The sequence below is a fragment of the Paenibacillus sp. FSL P2-0121 genome (assembly GCF_037975345.1).
In the GTDB taxonomy this organism is placed as follows: Bacteria; Bacillota; Bacilli; order Paenibacillales; family Paenibacillaceae; genus Paenibacillus_AQ; species Paenibacillus_AQ odorifer.
Map to the genome: position 1 here is coordinate 1,024,841 of NZ_CP150245.1, position 18,138 is coordinate 1,042,978.

13 protein-coding genes are annotated in these 18,138 nt (G+C 45.3%); 9 read left to right on the forward strand and 4 right to left on the reverse strand.

The genetic code is table 11. The features are described 5' to 3' along the window. The first annotated feature begins 1,063 nt into the window (after nt 1-1,063). Together MKY54_RS04370 and thrC are read left to right on the forward strand one after the other, a co-directional pair. Entirely contained in the window at nt 1,064-1,567 is a 504-nt protein-coding gene (locus tag MKY54_RS04370; protein ID WP_076302808.1) for a CYTH domain-containing protein, read from the forward strand. A 248-nt stretch (nt 1,568-1,815) separates the two neighbouring features. Beyond that, nucleotides 1,816-3,207, forward strand: coding sequence for a threonine synthase (gene thrC, locus MKY54_RS04375; RefSeq protein ID WP_339189650.1), 1,392 nt, complete (start codon nt 1,816-1,818; stop codon nt 3,205-3,207). Nucleotides 3,208-3,294: 87 nt separating this feature from the next. On the opposite strand, the gene MKY54_RS04380 is transcribed toward thrC, so the two are convergent. Then, nucleotides 3,295-4,569 carry a helix-turn-helix domain-containing protein gene (locus tag MKY54_RS04380; RefSeq protein WP_339189652.1) on the reverse strand — a complete coding sequence of 425 codons (1,275 nt, stop codon included), beginning with the start codon at nt 4,567-4,569 and terminating at the stop codon, nt 3,295-3,297. A gap of 121 nt (nt 4,570-4,690) precedes the next feature. Between MKY54_RS04380 and MKY54_RS04385 the strand changes: the two genes are divergently transcribed. The 6 genes from MKY54_RS04385 (at nt 4,691) to MKY54_RS04410 (ending at nt 12,670) form a co-directional block, all read left to right on the forward strand. Then, complete coding sequence (locus MKY54_RS04385) at nt 4,691-6,631, forward strand: NAD(P)/FAD-dependent oxidoreductase (RefSeq protein WP_339189653.1); 1,941 nt, start codon at nt 4,691-4,693, stop codon at nt 6,629-6,631. Nucleotides 6,632-6,660: 29 nt separating this feature from the next. Continuing rightward, nucleotides 6,661-7,473, forward strand: coding sequence for an acetoacetate decarboxylase family protein (locus MKY54_RS04390; protein WP_339189654.1), 813 nt, complete (start codon nt 6,661-6,663; stop codon nt 7,471-7,473). A 77-nt stretch (nt 7,474-7,550) separates the two neighbouring features. Beyond that, the gene (locus MKY54_RS04395) at nt 7,551-8,324 is read left to right on the forward strand and encodes a glucose 1-dehydrogenase (RefSeq protein ID WP_036680744.1); all 774 of its coding nucleotides are present in this window, start codon (nt 7,551-7,553) and stop codon (nt 8,322-8,324) included. Between the two features lie 262 nt (nt 8,325-8,586). Beyond that, nucleotides 8,587-9,573: a Gfo/Idh/MocA family oxidoreductase gene (locus MKY54_RS04400; protein ID WP_038568824.1), complete on the forward strand. Its 987-nt coding sequence runs from the start codon at nt 8,587-8,589 to the stop codon at nt 9,571-9,573. 22 nt (nt 9,574-9,595) lie between these two features. Then, nucleotides 9,596-10,471 carry a radical SAM/SPASM domain-containing protein gene (locus MKY54_RS04405; protein ID WP_036680750.1) on the forward strand — a complete coding sequence of 292 codons (876 nt, stop codon included), beginning with the start codon at nt 9,596-9,598 and terminating at the stop codon, nt 10,469-10,471. Nucleotides 10,472-10,600: 129 nt separating this feature from the next. Next, nucleotides 10,601-12,670 carry a class I SAM-dependent methyltransferase gene (locus MKY54_RS04410; protein ID WP_339189656.1) on the forward strand — a complete coding sequence of 690 codons (2,070 nt, stop codon included), beginning with the start codon at nt 10,601-10,603 and terminating at the stop codon, nt 12,668-12,670. A 98-nt stretch (nt 12,671-12,768) separates the two neighbouring features. Here MKY54_RS04410 and MKY54_RS04415 read toward each other — a convergent pair whose 3' ends face one another. From MKY54_RS04415 to MKY54_RS04425, 3 genes are all read right to left on the reverse strand, one after another. Beyond that, a complete protein-coding gene (locus MKY54_RS04415) occupies nt 12,769-13,584 on the reverse strand; it encodes a hypothetical protein (RefSeq protein WP_339189658.1) in 816 nt (271 codons plus the stop codon). Nucleotides 13,585-13,758: 174 nt separating this feature from the next. Further along, complete coding sequence (locus tag MKY54_RS04420) at nt 13,759-14,646, reverse strand: helix-turn-helix transcriptional regulator (RefSeq protein WP_076302813.1); 888 nt, start codon at nt 14,644-14,646, stop codon at nt 13,759-13,761. A gap of 48 nt (nt 14,647-14,694) precedes the next feature. Beyond that, entirely contained in the window at nt 14,695-15,585 is an 891-nt protein-coding gene (locus MKY54_RS04425) for an AraC family transcriptional regulator (protein ID WP_076129611.1), read from the reverse strand. Nucleotides 15,586-15,712: 127 nt separating this feature from the next. Here MKY54_RS04425 and yicI point away from each other — a divergent pair, with 127 nt between their 5' ends. Next, complete coding sequence (gene yicI / locus MKY54_RS04430; protein WP_076129610.1) at nt 15,713-18,034, forward strand: alpha-xylosidase; 2,322 nt, start codon at nt 15,713-15,715, stop codon at nt 18,032-18,034. The last annotated feature ends 104 nt before the right edge of the window (nt 18,035-18,138 follow it).

Consider the following 18,138-nt stretch of genomic DNA (forward strand, 5'->3'; position numbering starts at 1 on the left):
GATAAGAATGAGAAGGCGCCGACTACATATGATGGAGAGTTCCCTTGGTTGCTGCTAGGTTCCTAGGTACCCTGCTTCGGATCGGACTCAGAAGTCCTTATTTGCTAGAAAAGAGGCAATTGAGGCTACTTTCGGACCCCAGCGACGTTATTGGCTAATTATCGCGACCATATGGGGTGTTTTGGAGTAAATAGCTGCACCTGAGTCCGATACCATCTCAAATATGCGGTTTTTTCGCAAATAGTGGCTATACGGTCCGTAAGTGAATGGGGAGTAGGGGTGGTATGAGAGAGTATGAGAAAGTATGAGAAAGTATGAGAAAGTATCACCAGTTAACGATGTTCCAATCATTAGGGTTTGGTCTGGGATAAGAGCGAAATCGTGCTGTCTACATTTGATGGAGAGTTCCCTTGGTTGCAACTAGGTTCCTAGGTACCCTGCTTCGGATCGGACTCAGGAGTCCTTATTTGCTAAAAAAGAGGCAATTGAGGCTACTTTCGGACCCCAGCGACGTTATTGGCTAATTATCGCGACCGTATGGGGTGTTTTGGAGTAAATAGCTGCACCTGAGTCCGATACCGTCTCAAATATGCGTTTTTTTCGCAAATAGTGGCTATACGGTCCGTAAGTAAATGGGTGAGTACGACCCGTGGAGCGTGACCAACTAATCGAATGGGTAAGTACGACCCGTGGAGCGTGACCAACTAATCGAATGGGTGAGTACGACCCGTGGAGCGTGACCAACTAAGTGAATGGGTGAGTGCGACCAGTGGAGCGGAACCAACTAATCGAATGGGTAAGTACGACCCGTGGCGAGTGATCAACTCATCGAATGGTGATTCCAATGATCGCCGGCTGACTCGCTAATTATCCGTAGTTTCCAGTAATCTACGGTGAGCTCCATCTTCCACAGCCTCCATAAATCCCACAATGAGCCCCACGGTAGCCTTTTTTTAGCTAGAGCATGTCCTATTTCCCTATAATCCACATTGACTTGGGTTTGTCACACCCCTATGATGATTATTAATATAAAAATATATGACACGAATAGGAGCGAAACATCATGGCTTTGGAGATCGAACGCAAGTTTCTGCTGCCGGAATTTCCGGAGCAGCTGATTCAAAAGGGAGAGTTGAAGATTGTTACCCGTCATAATATCGATCAGACATATCTGGCGATAGATGGTGGTCAAGAGCTTCGTGTGCGTAAAATTACGGATCTGGACTCAGGTGAGGTAACCTACACGCATACGTTTAAGGATGGCAAAGGGATCAAACGCGAAGAGATCGAATATTTTATCTCAGAGGGTTTATATAATCAGATGATCGAAGCGGTAAATGCGGTAGCTTTGGTCAAAGAGCGAATTACAGCGGTGTGGAATGGCATAACGGTTGAGATCGACGTATATTCCCAGCTGAAATTGTCCGTATTGGAGGTTGAATTTGAATCTCTGGAGGAAGCGGAAAGCTTTAAAGAGCCGGAATGGTTCGGTAAGGATGTTAGTACAGAACGGCAGTACAGCAACAAAACGGTCTGGAGAGAGCTGCAAAATAAGACAAAGAATTAACGGACTTTAGCGCGTAAACGTGGTAGTATATAGGGAAAACAAGCAGAAATAGCTTTATCATCCCTAACTAGCTTAAGGATAACGTTTAGGGTGAAACTTATAGTTAATTATAAGAATTTATAAGTGGTGCAACTATAATAGCCTTATATTTCTGCGAGAAACAGTTGTCTTCTATATAGGACGACAACGTTGTTTCTTCTTATCATATATTCTTGTCATATATTAACGAGGGGTTCAGGAGGATGAGCATGAAGTTTATAAGCACAAGAGGTAATGTGGAACCTAAAGGTTTTATTGATACGGTGTTGATGGGACTTGCGGACGACGGTGGGCTGATGGTTCCATCCGAGATTCCAGTGGTTTCAGCAGCAACGTTGGAAGAGTGGAGAAGTCTCAGCTATCAGGAGTTGTTCCTGAAGATTGTTGCCTATTACACCAATGATGAGATTCCTTACGAGGATTTGCAGGAAATGGTCAACACCAGTTATGGCAATTTCCGCACACCTGAAGTAACGCCTATACACCAAGTGGATGATTCTTTATATGTCCTTGAATTGTTCCATGGGCCTACTTTTGCTTTCAAGGATGTAGCGCTGCAGTTTATGGGTGAGCTGTATTCATATATTTCCAAAAAACAAAACAAAATCATCCACATCCTCGGTGCAACCTCTGGGGATACTGGAGCGGCGGCCATTCAAGGTGTACGCGGCAAAGAAGGCATCAAGATCTGTATTCTCCATCCACATGGCAAGGTAAGTAAAGTGCAAGAGCTGCAGATGACTACGGTGGACGACAGCAATGTACTGAATCTGTCTGTTCATGGTAACTTTGATGATTGCCAGAAGGTGATTAAGGATCTGTTCGCAGATCTGGACTTTAAAGGTCGGTATCATCTGCGTGCAATTAATTCCATTAACTTTGTGCGGATTCTGGCGCAGACTGTTTATTATTTCTATGCATATCTTCATGTCGATGGCAGCAACGAGAAGAAGATTAATATCAGCGTGCCTTCCGGTAACTTCGGTAATATTTTCTCGGGCTATTTGGCTAAGCAAATGGGACTTCCTATTAACAAGCTGATCATTGCTACGAATGAAAATAATATTTTGGAGCGTTTCGTGAATACTGGCGAATACAAACCAGGTAATTTCACAAGCACTTACAGCCCTTCGATGGATATCCAAGTGGCAAGTAATTTCGAACGGTATCTGTATTATCTGGTAGGCGAGGATTCTGAGAAGTTATCCGCGTATATGTCCAAGCTGCAAACCGAAGGCAAGATTACGGTTGAAGGCGAGGCGCTTCAGCAGGTGCAGAAGGATTTTGCAGCGCTGGGTGTGAAGAATGATCAATGCTTGAATACGATCGCTAAGTATCAAAAAGAATACGGCTACCTGCTTGATCCACATACAGCATGTGGAATCGCGGCTTACGAAGCCTTTAATGGCCCAGATGAGATTGGCATTACCTTTGCGACTGCACATCCAGCTAAGTTCGATGAGGCAATTACTTTGATCGATATTAAGCAGGAATTCCCGGCACAGATTAAAGCATTGTTCGAGATGCCACAACATCAAACCGTAGTGGATCATGACAAGGATGAAATCGTGCGTCAGCTGCAAGCTTTTTACGGATTGTAATATCATATACTGTTCTACTTCACAGCACAGCCCCCGTTCTTGGGATAAGAACGGGGGCTGTTTGTGTGTTTATAGTAGCTTCTAACATTAACGTTGCGGCGTACGGGTCTGCTCCCTAGCTTTTTCACAAAAAGCAGCGACCTTATAAGAGACATAGTACGCCAGCATTTTTTCAGAATCGGTAAAGTCGGTGTCCAGCAGTCTACTGATAAGATCGAGCTTATATCTGAGTGTATTCCGGTGAATGTACAGCTCGTCTGAGGTAATCTGCATGTTCCGGTTATTTTTGAGATAAACGTAAAAGGTATGATACAGATTGGACTGGTGCAAAGTATCGTATTCTTGAAGCTTGAGCAGCTCTGGATGGTAGTAGTTATTATCCTCGTTAAACACAACATCAGCAGAGAGCATCTCATAGAGCTGGATATCTGAATAGTAAGTCAGCTGCTGCTGCGGGCTGAGAATGGAACCGATCCGAATAGCATTTCGGGAGTGAAGATAGTGTCTCCTACATTGCGTAAGATTAGTGAACATATTGCTGATGCCAAGCGAGATGCCGGTTTGGGCTAGAAATTCCTGCAGCTGCTTATTTACAAGCTCTTTGGAGAGATTTCCATCATGGATCATTACAATCTGCCCGTCATAATAGGTGGAAGGACTGCCCGGAAAAAGCTGTTGCAAACGTTCTCTTAAATAATCATCATAACGGCCTGAACCCTCATACCAGGTAAGATCGAACAGCAGCACAAGCAGCTGATTCCCGAACTTTAGTCCTGCACTCCGCATCCTGTCCTGAATAATCCGGTTGTCCTGAAGCTGTTCCTCTAGCAATGCGCAGATAAAATCTTCAACTTTTATATTTTTGGCGTTGCGATAGTAGCTATTTTTGCCCATCTCTTCGGCAAGTATGGTAGCGGTGATGGACAGCAGCTCGTTATCTCTGGCGCGAAAAGGATTTGTGCATCCTAGAAGCAATACATTGCCGATTTGTTTGCCGGCTACTTTTATTTTGGAGATCAGTTTGGAGTTTGATGTTTCCTCGCAGGTTACCTCATAAGATTCATCGCTTTGTTTCCCACGCTGGACACTGTTCATTTTGCTCACGGCCGCAATGAAGTCGTAAGAGCAATAACCTTTGCGGATATTATCACTCCATATGTAATCGTCGATATCGGAAAGGTCAGAGTGAGCTACAATTTTGAAGCTGCAATCAAATACAATGACGGGATTCTGCAGTAGCTCGGCAGCTGTCTGTACGATAGCTGAAAGGCCTGCACCTGAAATGTATGCAGTAAACAAAGATGCGGTATAATGCTCCATTTCGATTTTACCTGATACTTGCTCATTTAAGGAAACATCCATTCATATCGCCCCCTGGTTCAATAATAGTGCAATATGCACTATAAAGAAGTGATTTTTGGTGCTTGTAAATATATTCACAAAGTATTGGACGCCTTAAACTAAAGGTGGAGGTGCTAAGCAGATGAAATATGAAAAACTGTTTGCAGCAGGTAAAATTGGACGCCTTGAACTTAAGAATAGAATTGTATTGCCGGCTATGGGAACGTCACTGGCTGCGGCCAGTGGTGAAGCATCGGATGAAATGATTGCTTTTTATGAGGAACGTGCCGCAGGTGGCTGTGGTCTAATCATTACGGAAATTACGCGTGTGGATAATGAGACCGGAGTAGGTACACCGAACCAGCTGAATGCAAGTGACTTGCTGTTTGTGCCACGTCTGGAGAAACTGGCAAGAGCTGTGCATCGTCATGACAGCAAAATATTCCTTCAGCTCCAGCATCCGGGCCGGCAAAATCACGGACGGCTTATTGGAGGCAAACAAATTGTTGCTCCTAGCGCAGTGATGTCTTCAGCGATTGGAGAAATGCCCCGGGAGCTGTCTACTGAAGAGGTAGAAGAGTTAGTTCGTAAATTTGTGTTCGGAGCTTATATAGCTAAAACAGCAGGTATTGATGGTGTGGAGATCCATGGTGCCCACGGCTATCTCGTAGGACAGTTTCTGAGCCCACTTACCAATCTGAGAACTGATAAATATGGCGGTTCACTGGAAGGTAGAATGTCATTCCTGAACGAAATTGTGCTTGGCATCAAAAAGACCTGTGGCGCAGGATTCCCTGTATCGGTGCGAATCGACGGCGATGAATTTGTCTCAGGCGGGATTACACTGGATGAGGCTATCCAGACTGCGAAACATCTGGAAAGCATCGGAGTGGATTGCATAAATGTAAGCTCCGGCACTTATGAATCATCCAATACGATCATTGAGCCGATATCCTACCCGCAAGGCTGGAAAAAACATCTCTCCGCAGCCATTAAGCAAGTGGTGCAAATTCCAGTGATTGCTTGTGATGTGATCCGTAAGCCTGAATTTGCTGAGAGTCTGCTACAGGAAGGAAATACGGATTTTGTAGCCCTTGGAAGAGCCCAACTGGCCGATCCGGAGTGGGGTAACAAAGCGGCAGCAGGCAAAGAAGCAGAGATCAGAACCTGTATCTCTTGCCTGTACTGTATTCAGGAAGTAATGGAGTGCAAGGTAATCAAGTGTGCTGTCAATGCCAGAGTGGGCCGTGAGCTTGAATTTGCAGAACCAACAAAAGATGGCGCTGGCAAAGTAGTAGCTGTGATCGGCGGGGGTCCAGCAGGTATGGAAGCAGCACGGATTCTGGCGCTCAGAGATTTTAAACCTGTACTGTTCGAAGCCAGAGATGTGCTAGGCGGCAGCGTGGAGCTGGGAAGCCGGCCACCATTGAAGGAGAAGCTGAACTGGTTTATTGATAATATGCAGCATCAGTTAGAGGAACTGGATGTTGATGTCCGTCTCTCTACGAAACCTACGCTGGAACAACTGAAGCAACTGAACCCTTATGCGGTATTTGTTGCCGCTGGGGCACAGCCTATAGTGCCTGTTATTCCGGGAGTGAAGAAGGCAGCGGTCTGCACCGTTGTTGACGTACTTAGTGGATCAGTTGTGATTAAGAACAAGCAGGCTGTGGTCATCGGCTCCGGCATGACAGGGCTGGAAACGGCTGAATATTTAGCCGATATGGGAAATCAGGTCACGGTGGTGGAAATGCAGCCGAGGGTTGGTCCAGATGCCTATCTGCCAAATCTGATCGACATTGTGACTAGACTGAAAAAGAACGGCGTGGAGCTCTTAGCATCAACCAAGCTGGTAGAAGTGCAGGATGGCGCGATTGTGCTTGAGAATACGTCCACGGGGGAAACTTCGCTGAAAAAGACGGATGCTGTTGTATTATCCATTGGTGTTACACCCGATCGCTCATTCGTTGATGAGCTGAAGCAGGTACTGCCTAATGTGAAGGTGATCGGCGATGCAGGCAAGCCAGGCCGAATCGGACAGGCCATTCAATCTGGATTCGAAACGGCTTTTGTGCTGAACTAAAGGGTTACTAATCTAAGGAGGGTTCATTCATGGTGAGTTTTGTGAAAAGTTTCGCAGATATGCAGAAATACGGAGGCAAGCCAACCACCTTTTATGATGCAGAGATGCTGACGGTGTATTGGGAGACCAAACCAGAGATTATCGAGCGTTTGTTGCCGAAGCCACTGAAGCCAACAAGCCGGCCGTTGGTAAATGCTTTTATCGCCAATTACCCAGCTACGAACTTTTGTCCACCTTATCGTGAAGCTGGATTGTTCGTTCTAGCGGACTATAACGGACAATTAGGCAACTACTGCCTGTCGATGCCTATTACAAGCGATATCGGGATGGCTATGGGCCGGGAAGTATGTGGGCTGCCTAAGAAAATGGCCGATGTGCGTATGAACACCTCAGAAGATGGCATTGATGGGGCAATCGGCCGGCATGGCATTGACTTTTTCAACGTAAAAGCCACTATGGATGGACACTTCAATGACAATGGAGCCGAGAAGATTCTGGAGGCATATTACGGCAAAGATATCCCTTTGTATAACATCAAATATGCCAATGCAATTGACGGAAATGGCTTCGATCTGATGCCAACCTTGGTCACACAGCGTTTAGTAAGTGAGGTTAAAGTCTATAAAGCGGCTGAAGCCTCTATCACCTTCCAAGACTCCCCGCATGATCCTTGGAGTGAGCTTGAAGTTGTGAATATGCTGGGCGCGGTTTACACCGTCAGTACAAATGTGCTTGAAAAAGGTAAAATTCTGGAGCCTCTGAATCCAATGGAGTATCTTCCATACTGCTATCTCCGCTGGGACTGGTGGGAGAACAATTTGCAACCTGTTTCCTCAGTATAAGCCTACGTGTTTGAAGTGAGTTTGTGCGAAATGAAACCGAAGAAGGATCGGCTAACCAAACATTAGGAGGAATTAGAATGACTAACCTTTTTGATTTGACGGGTAAGACAGCTATTATCGCAGGAGCATCCAGTGGGATCGGGGTACAATTCGCAGAGATGCTTGCTGAGCAAGGAGCAGACATTGCTATTTTGGCCAGAAGATATGACAAGCTTGTAGCAGTAGCCGAGGATATCCGGGCTAAATACCCTGAACGCAGAATAATTCCTATCGAGTGTGATGTAAGAAAAGAGGACCAGATTATTGTGGCTGTTCAAAAGGTTATGGAAGCCTTTGGCAAAATTGATATTCTGCTGAATAATGCTGGTGTGGTGGATGCGGTTCCGATTGAGGCGCTGGAAGAAGAAGCTTGGGATCGGGTACTGGATACGGATTTAAAAGGTGTTTTCCTGATGTCGAAACATGTGATCCGGCATATGAAGGAACGGAATTACGGCAAAATCGTCAATACAGCCTCAATGCTAGGCCTTACAGCTTCTGCTTCGGTTCCTACGCATTCTTACAATGCTGCTAAAGGTGGAGTGATCCATCTGACAAGAGGGGTGGCGGCAACTTACGCTAAGCATGGTATCACTGTTAATGCGATTGGACCAAGCTTGTTCAAAACTGAAATGACTGAGAATACGTTATTTGCAGAAAAAGCGCTAAAAATGTACAACGCAGTGTGTCCGATGGGGCGCCCTGGTAATCCGGGAGAACTAAACGGCGCCGTGCTCTACTTTGCTTCAGATGCTTCCAGCTACACTACAGGTCAGACTTTGTTTGTAGATGGCGGCTGGACAATTATATAGAGCTCATCTGGGTCCGTTCTGGGTCCGTAAGCTCAGGGAATCATTGTAATTCCAAAAAAAGGGTATCTCAAAAGCCATGAAAGGGTGGCTGGGATACGCCTTTTTTTGCGTTGTACGATGAGCGGTGCTCCGCCAGTAACAAGAGAATTGCTGAATTTATCAGAAATTGTCGTTAATTTGCCTTAAAAAGTAGACATGACTACCTATGAGTGAGAAAATAGCATGTAGAGTTAGTAATAACTAAAAAGGACGGGATAACATCATGACAATTCGTTTCGGGGTCATTGGAACAAACTTTATTACAGACCGCTTCGTGCAAGCCGGCTTGGAGAATGAGGAGTTTATCCTGACAGCCGTGTACTCTCGCACAATGGAGAAAGGTCAGGCCTTTGCTGCTAAATATGCGGGAGCTACAATTTATACGAATTTGGAAGATATGGTGAAAAGCAAAGATGTAGATGCTATATATATTGCCAGCCCAAATTCTATGCATGCAGAACAAGCGATTATGTGCTTAAATCACGGCAAGCATGTGCTCTGCGAGAAACCGGCTGCATCCAACAGTACGGAGCTTAAAGCTATGATTGAAGCTGCGCGCACAAATGATGTGCTACTGGTAGAGGCGATGAAATCGACCTTTATGCCGAACTTTGGAGTGATTCGTGATAATTTGTATAAACTCGGCCAAGTTCGCCGTTATTTTGCAAGTTACTGTAAGTACTCCTCCAGATATGATGCCTACCGGCAGGGGACTGTGTTAAATGCGTTTAATCCCGCTTTTTCCAATGGCTCGTTAATGGATCTTGGAGTGTACTGTTTGTATCCAATGGTAGTGCTCTTTGGCAAGCCTCAATCAGTACAGGCAGTGGGTGTCATGCTCTCGTCAGGTGTGGATGGTGAAGGAAGTCTCATTATGAAGTATGACGATATGGATGCGGTAGTTATGCACTCCAAGATTTCCGACTCCTATCTGCCAGCTGAGATTCATGGAGAGAACGGTACGATGGTGATCGACAAGATCAATGAGCCTTATCAGGTGAAAATTTACTATCGTGATGGTACAGTTGAGGAGCTTACGTTGCCTCAGGTGTTTGAACCTATGTATTATGAGGTTGAAGAATTCATCAACTTGATTAAGAATGGTGAACGGGAGAGCAGAATTAATACTCATGAGAACTCCATGGCCGCAGCAGAGATTATGGAGGAAGCCAGAGCACAGATCGGTCTCCGCTATGCCTCAGATTTATAATAAATAGAATGGGGAGCAGGACTTGAAGACTTTTAAAAAGGTTTATATTGAGATAACGAGCGTCTGCAACCTCGCCTGCAGCTTTTGTCCACAAACCGCCCGGACGAAAAATTTCATGAAGCTTGATACGTTTAATACGATATTGGATGAAATTAAACCACACAGCAATCATATTTATCTTCACGTCAAAGGGGAGCCGTTGCTGCATCCCAAGATCGGTGAACTGTTGGATGCTGCTCATGCCAAAGGGTTCAAGGTTAATATTACAACCAATGGCACGTTAATTCATAAAGCCGGACCTAAAATTCTTGGTAAGCCCGCACTGCGTCAGATGAACTTTTCTCTGCACAGCTTTGATGGGCATGAAGGGTCAGAGAACCGTGAAGGCTATCTTTCAGAGATAATTTCTTTTGTACGGGAAGCCTCAGCGCAAGGGGTTATTATTTCTTTCCGCTTGTGGAATTTGACGGAGGATAATCTGACGAATCTGGAGAGAAACCGTAACCGTGAAACCCTTGCCCTGCTGGAGGAAGCCTTCAACTTGGATTTCAAGATCGAAGAAAAGGTTGTGCCTGGCAGTGGTGTCAAGATTGCCCCACGCGTCTACCTTAATCAGGATCATGAGTTCCGTTGGCCAGCGCTGAATGAGCCGGAAGATGACGGAAAAGGGTTCTGTCATGCCCTGCGGAGCCAAGCGGCAATCCTTGTGGATGGCACTGTTGTGCCATGCTGTCTGGATGGTGAAGGAGTAATTAACCTAGGCAACATCCATGAAACTCCGTTCTCAGAGATTGTAGAGGGGGAGCGGGCGAACAATTTATTCTATGGCTTCTCACGTAGAGAAGCGGTGGAGGAGCTGTGCCGCAAATGTGGGTATCGGCAGCGGTTCGGAACCTAATGATTGGAATGCAAACAGAACCGGGACATGGCTATTTCATGAGTCCTGGTTCTGTTTTTTAATTAACGGGATTGTATATATATAATAATAGGTCTTTATAGTCTCCACTTTGGAGCGAAGGAGGAGCATATGCTGAAATCACTGGAAGCCATCGCCTTATACCGTGAAGGTGTGCAAGATCATTTGGAGGATCACCTCTGGCTGAAGCTTATTGTCCAAGCGGAGGAGCAGATTGTAAATTTGGAACGTGTGGAATCTCTGGAGGAGCTGGATCGCAGGAATCCCGTACTGGACTATGTGGAACGTAGCTTGCAGATTCTGGACCAACTTCCCCGTTCTATTTGGATAAAAGAGCTGGTGGAAGAAACGTTAATTTGGTCAGAAACGGCTAAGGGAGGTACAGCAAAGGAGCGGCTGGTTTGGCAGAAGGAAGGGATCAATTGTTTTGTACATAATTTAGGTTCCGCACAGTTATATGAGAGATATTTAGGGAGGGCTGTCTCCGAGAAAGGTGCGATGATTCAGCGGCTTATTGAGACTCATGGACTTATAGGACAGCAAATTCGCGGAGAAGTGCCGCCGGAAGTCAATAAGCCACTCCATGATATAGTGGAAGATCAGCTGCTGACCGCGGAGGAACTGGAACGCCTGCTGACCGTGCTCAATCATTGCATCATCGGAGCTGTGTCTCCCGAGTTATGGCAGAATGTGCAGCATGAAGTGAAGCAGCTTATTGAGCTGATTTCTTCAGGCAATCTTGCTAGTCCTATGCCGATGAAGGAACGACTGCGCAGAATGCGGCTGGGTCCGATCTCTAGAGGAGAGGATTTCACTACGGAATGGGCTAAGCTGACGCAGGAAGGTTTCCATGCTGAACGCTTGGAGTCATTAAGTAAGATTACCTTCTGGTATGTGGAATCTGCACTACAGACCTTTTCGCTGGAGCAATTTCTGAAGGTGATGGTGCTTGCTGCCCAGAGGGCGCAGAATCAATCCTTAAGCCATATCAGCTTCGAGCATGTCATGAACAGCATTTACTACGATTACAAGGGTGTTAAGAAGACCAATGTTTATAAGAAGCGGATTATCGAAAAATATTTAGCGGAGCTTACATGGAAGGATATCGAGCAAGGGACTTTGCCTGCTGAGAACCCTCACCTCCTCTTGCGGCAATATTCTAAGGAACATCTGCCAGACACGGTATTTTTTCAATTCCAATTCTCGGCAGCGGCAGAGAAGCTGATCGAATTCTGTATGGAAGCTGAAAAATCACCCTTGTATGAACGTGCTGTATTGCTGTTATTCGATCTATTCGAGCTGCGCAGGGATGCTTTTGACCGTTTTCATAATGAAGATACCTACTTAAGCCAAATGAATAATACAGCAGATTATAAAGCTGTAATTCTAGATCATGCCACTGGACAAAAAGTGCTGGATATCGGTCCGGGCGGCGGTGTGCTGCTGGATTTACTGGAAGAGCGTATGCCCGAGGTTACTCCTATCGGCATTGATATATCAAGCAATGTAGTGGAAGCCTTGCGGCAACGCAAGCAGCGGGAAGGTCGCCACTGGGAGGTGCTGCAGGGAGATGCGTTGAACCTTAAAGATTTCGTGGAGGCCGGAACGGTGGACACGGTAATTTTCTCTTCGATTTTGCATGAGCTATATTCTTATGTGCCGCTAAATGGTAATAAGTTCAATCACGACACCGTCTCCGCAGCTCTGCGAAGTGCCTTTGCTGTATTGTCAGCTGGCGGGGTTATCATTATCCGCGATGGGATCATGACTGAACCTGCATCATTGCTGCGGAGAGTTCGCTTTCTGGAAGAGGACGGTCTGGTGTGGCTGGAGCGTTATGCGAAGGATTTTGCTGGACGTCAGATTCAGTTTCAGAGATTAGGGGAACAAGAAGTGCTCATGCCCGTTAATGATGCCATGGAATTTTTATATACTTATACCTGGGGCGAAGAGGCTTATATTCACGAAGTCCAAGAACAGTTTGGTTATTTCACCCCTACGGAGTTTGCCTCATTTATTGAACAGATTTTAGGAGAGCAGGCAAAGATTGAGGTCTTCCGGCATTACTTGCAAGAAGGTTATACCGAAGCTTTGCGTGATAGAGTAAGGTTCATGGATGAGAGCGGACAGGAAGTGGCGCTGCCGGACAGCACCTGCTTTATTGTGATTCGGAAGGAATAGCCGAAAAGTAACATCAGCTGCATCTAAAAAAGCAATCGGCAGACCCTCTGATGCGGAGGAGATCCGATTGCTTTTTTATATAGAGATTCTTGCCCTTGTTAGATTAGTACTTCTAGCTGCGACTTATCAGATTCTTCGGCTAAACGTTGAATTTCTTGATAGGTAGCTAATTGTTCTGTCCGCTCATTGGTGTTCTCTTCAGAAGGTTTAATTTCTGTTGAACCTGCTTTATCGATCTGATCTTTAATTTTATCTCCCGTGTCTTTCATGGCATCGCCTAACGTTTCGTTCATTTCCGATAGTTTAGTTTCGATTTTGGATAACTGCTCCCGTTTGGCTGTTGCGGAATGAGTAGAACGAGCCTCGTCCAGCTCTATTTCCTTGGTCAGAACTTTTGCCTCGCCACGCATCTTAGTGTGGGTAGAAGAAACTACCTCCATTTGGCTAACATCTTGGCTTACAGAAACAATCGTATTCAATCTTTCGTTCTGTATCTCTTGCTCGGTTTTAGGTTCATCCTTTGGATTAGCTTTTTGAGCATCTTCTAAGTTCTTTTGTTGCTCTTCGAAGCTGTATTTTGCAATTTGTTGGTCAATCGTTTGGAGCTGCTTGTCGAACTCTTTAAGTTGATCTTGAATAGATTCGAGATTATGTGAACTTTTGGTAGTTCTTTCAATCAGACTGTTCTTACTGTCGATGATATTTTGTTTTTGTTTAAGCAGGGAGTTAACCATTCCGTCCATTTTGGATTGATTTTGAAAAGCAGCCTTTGCAGATTTACTTATTGATAATTTATCTCCATTACCATTACCACTAGTATTGCTGTTTGATTTCATAGTTTTATCATGAGTTTGGTGACTAACAGATACATTAAACCTCGTTCCCATAGATGAGGTCATATTCGTTATATGCATGGTTCATTATCCTCCTACGACGATAAGATCTATCTATAATATATCGGCAAATCAGCAGTAATATTTAATAAAGAGAGCTGTTAGCCGCAGCGTTGTTTGATGGACGCTTAACAGCTTTTTTGTCCAAACTATCCCGGAAGAGGAAGATATTTTCCATTTCAGGCTTTGTAATGTCTATTTACCGGTGAATTTTTGTCGAAAGTTAGAGGGAGAAATGCCTTCTTTCTTGGAGAAGCAGGAAGAGTAGTAAGTAATATGATGGAAGCCAACCTCTTCAGCGATGCGGGCAATGGACCAGGAAGTTTGAATTAACAGCCGTTTGGATTGTTCTAGACGATAGGACAGGAGATAGGCCATAGGGGTCACACCGTATATTTTTAGCATGTTTTTGGCGAGATAGTTGGGATGATAGTTAAGTTCTTTTTGAAGTAAGGAGTTAGAGACATCACGAGTATAATTTTGCCGAATGAACAATTCAATCTTCTCGGCAAGATGAATGGCGGTTGCATCGGATGCCTCGGCCAGATCGCGGTCCAAGAATTGCAGGAACTGTTGAAAGGAGGCTTGGCGCTTCCAGTTGCGCATCGACTGGGGTTCTTGTTCCAGATGGAAAAAGAACTCTAATACCTCCATTGCCTTCTCTGATATTTCCGTATACTTCGGAATAAAGATCGAGCATACATCGCAGTGATTTAAATAAGCTTTTTGTTTATGGCTTTCGATGAGCTCGCTCTGATTCTCCAGACATTCGTTCATATCCTGACACTCGATCCAGCTGCCGAAGGTCTGGAAATGAATCCAGATGATTTCTGTTTCGATAGGACAAGGGGCAAAGCCATAGTGATGGGCATCTGGACGAAGGATGAGGAATTCTCCTTCCTTTAGCTCCCAGTAAACCTCGTTCTCGGCGATGGGCAACATTCCCTTTTTAACAATGATTAGATCAAATACGCCGATGCAATTACGACTGATATGATAGTCTCCAGCATTGTAGTGAGCACGGCCACAGTCTATGAAATAAGGAATAGGCGGTGTGATAAAGCTAAGAATCGGTGAGTTCATCGCGAGCCTCCAATTGGAATCCATCGTTTTTTTATGATGTAGATGAAACTAGCCTGCACCTTTCCTGAACTCCGAAGGCGAGCATTTCATCGCTTTACGGAAAACCTTTATGAAATAGCTTACATTATCAAATCCGACCTCGAATGCGATGTCGGATATTTTTCTTTCACTTTGTTGCAGCAGATCGGCAGCCTGGCGAATCCGGTATGAGTTGATGTAATCGACTGGCGTTTTACGAGTCATCATTTTGAAGAAGCGGCAGAATTGCCCCTCGCTCATGGGAATAAGCTCTGATAGATCACGGGTACGTATCGGTTCCTGATAGTTATCTTGGATATAAAGGATCACCTTTTTAAGGCGGTTAATTTTGGTGGTATCAGCATCATCCGATTGGCTGCGGTTCTCAAATCGGCCCTCTGCGGTAATCTTGGAAAGCATGATTAGCAAAGTTCCTTTCATAAAGGTCTCAAATCCGGGCATTTTATTAGCGTATGCCTCCATCATTTGCTCCAGATGATGAAGCAGCTCCTGCTGCCAAGGGACATCGGGTGTAATATGTCTCGGAAAGCTCTGGCGTTTCTCTTGCAGTGGCAAAATCGCGTTTTGCTGGATCGTATCGTACTGGGCGCTAGCCAAAAGATCAGGCAGAAATACAAGCGCACAGAATTTGCAGGGGGTGTCTTCGTTCAGCACATAGGCGGCGTGTATATCGCCAGATTCGATAAATACCGCTTCGCCCGCGCGGAGTGGAAAATATTCTGTGTCTACTTGGAACAGAATTTCTCCTTCTAGCAGCATAAAGAACTCCGCTTCTTCATGCCAATGTGTATCGAGTACATGCGTTCCGGATGGAAGTTCTATCCAATAAGCAGCGAGTGGAAACATACTATCTCCATGAACTCTGTTTTCTTTTAGCAAACTCTGAGTTGTACGGTCCATATAAAGGCCTCTTTTCTTAAAAAACATCAAAATAGTGTTATAAATGAGCTATATAGTATTAGTTTTGTTCATTTTTTATCGGTATAATGCAACTATAAACACCAAATTGAAAGGTGGCAAGTACACAATGAAATTTACTGATGGTCTCTGGCTGGTTCGTGAAGGTATCACGATTAACGGCGCAGTTCAAAATTATGTTGTAGAAAAGACTCCCGAAGGATTAACAGCAATTACACAAACGACTCCAATCACAGGGCGCGCAGCAACGCTGAATTCAACCCTGCTTACTGTAAAATTCCATTCTCCGCTTCCAGGCGTGGTAGGCATTAAAATTATTCATCATGATGGTGTACAGGAACGTGGTCCGGTTTTCGAACTGACTAAAGGTACTGGCGATCATGTGAAGATTGAAGAAACGGATCTCGAAACCGTGCTGATCAGCGGCGGACTTCGTGTAGTGATTCGCAAAGGCGAACAATGGGCGGTGGATTTCTATCGCGGCGAAGAACGTATTACAGGCAGTGGCTTTAAATCCATGGCTTACATCACCGACCAAGACGGTAACACGTACATGCGTGATGAGCTGGATCTCGGCGTAGGCGAATTCGTATATGGTCTGGGCGAACGTTTTACCGCTTTCGTGAAAAATGGACAAACCGTTGATATCTGGAACAAAGACGGCGGCACTAGCTCTGAGCAAGCTTACAAAAACATTCCTTTCTACGTATCAAGCAAAGGTTATGGCGTATTCGTGAATCATCCGGAATTGGTTTCCTATGAAATCGCTTCAGAAAAAGTGAAAAAAGCCCAATTCAGCGTAGCTGGAGAAAGCTTGGAATACTTTGTGATTGATGGACCTACCATTAAAGACGTTATTAGCAACTATACTGCTCTTACTGGTAAACCAGCGCTTCCACCAGCATGGACTTTTGGCTTGTGGCTGACAACTTCGTTCACTACCAACTATGATGAAGAGACTGTAAATTCCTTCGTAGAAGGTATGGCAGAACGTGATCTGCCGCTGCATGTATTCCACTTTGACTGCTTCTGGATGCGTGAGTATCAATGGACTGATTTTGAATGGGATAAACGTGTATTCCCAGATCCAGAGGGCATGCTGAAACGCCTGAAGGAAAAAGGTCTGAAGATCTGCGTATGGATCAACTCTTATATTGGTCAACGTTCACGCTTGTTTGAAGAAGGCAAGAAAAACGGCTACCTGATCAAAAAGCCTAACGGCGATGTTTATCAATGTGACCTGTGGCAAGCGGGTATGGGACTGGTGGATTTCACTAACCCTGCGGCTTGTGAATGGTATGCCGGCTACCTGCGTGATTTGGTAGATATGGGCGTAGACAGCTTCAAGACAGACTTCGGTGAGCGGATTCCTACAGATGTAGTTTATTTCGACGGATCTGATCCGATGAAAATGCACAACTACTACACTCAACTGTACAACAAAGTTGTATTTGAAGTATTGGAAGAGAAGCTTGGTAAGAATGAGGCAGCATTGTTCGCACGTTCTGCAACTGCTGGCGGCCAACAATTCCCAGTTCACTGGGGCGGAGATTGCTACGCAGATTATGAATCCATGGCAGAAAGCCTTCGCGGCGGTTTGTCTCTGGGCTTGTCCGGTTTCGGTTTCTGGAGTCACGATATCGGTGGTTTCGAGAACACTGCTCCGGCACATGTATTTAAACGCTGGTTAGCTTTTGGACTGTTGTCCAGCCACAGCCGTCTGCACGGCAGCACTTCGTACCGTGTGCCTTGGGCGTACGATGATGAAGCTTGTGATGTTACCCGCTTCTTCACGAAGCTTAAATGCAGCTTGATGCCTTACCTGTATGATGTGGCTGGGCAGGCTGCAGAGCATGGCTGGGCTTCTATGCGGGCGATGGTTATGGAATTCCCGGAAGATCCAACATGCGAAGTGCTCGATCGCCAATACATGCTGGGTGATTCCTTGCTCGTAGCGCCTATTTTCCAAGAAAACGGCGAAGTGAAATACTATCTGCCAGCAGGTCGCTGGACTCACCTGTTATCTGGTGAAACTGTACAAGGCGGATCATGGCGCAAAGAGAAATATGATTTCTTCAGCCTGCCACTGTTCGTTCGTCAGAACTCCTTGCTGGCAATCGGCAGCATCGACAACAAACCGGATTATGACTTTGCGGATGGCGTGAAATTTGGCCTGTATTCACTTGAAGAAGGTACTACTACTTCTGCAACCGTACGTGATCTTAAAGGTGCTCCTGAATTGACTGTGAAGGCTGCCCGCAAAGGCAACAGCGTAACAGTTACTGCAGAAGGCAGCGGTAAAGAATTTTCGCTTTCCCTTAAAGATCTGGGAGCTATCGCTTCCGTAGAAGGTGCAGAGCAAGTGGATGAGACTACAGTGAAAGTAAACGCAGGTGCAAAATCTGTATCGTTTACCATTACACTGAAATAAGATGATTTCTTAAAGCATATTGATATAGCCATAACCTCTCTTGTAGACTGGGTGAACGATCCGTTCCCTGGTTTATAGGAGAGGTTTTAGTGTTACAATCTTAA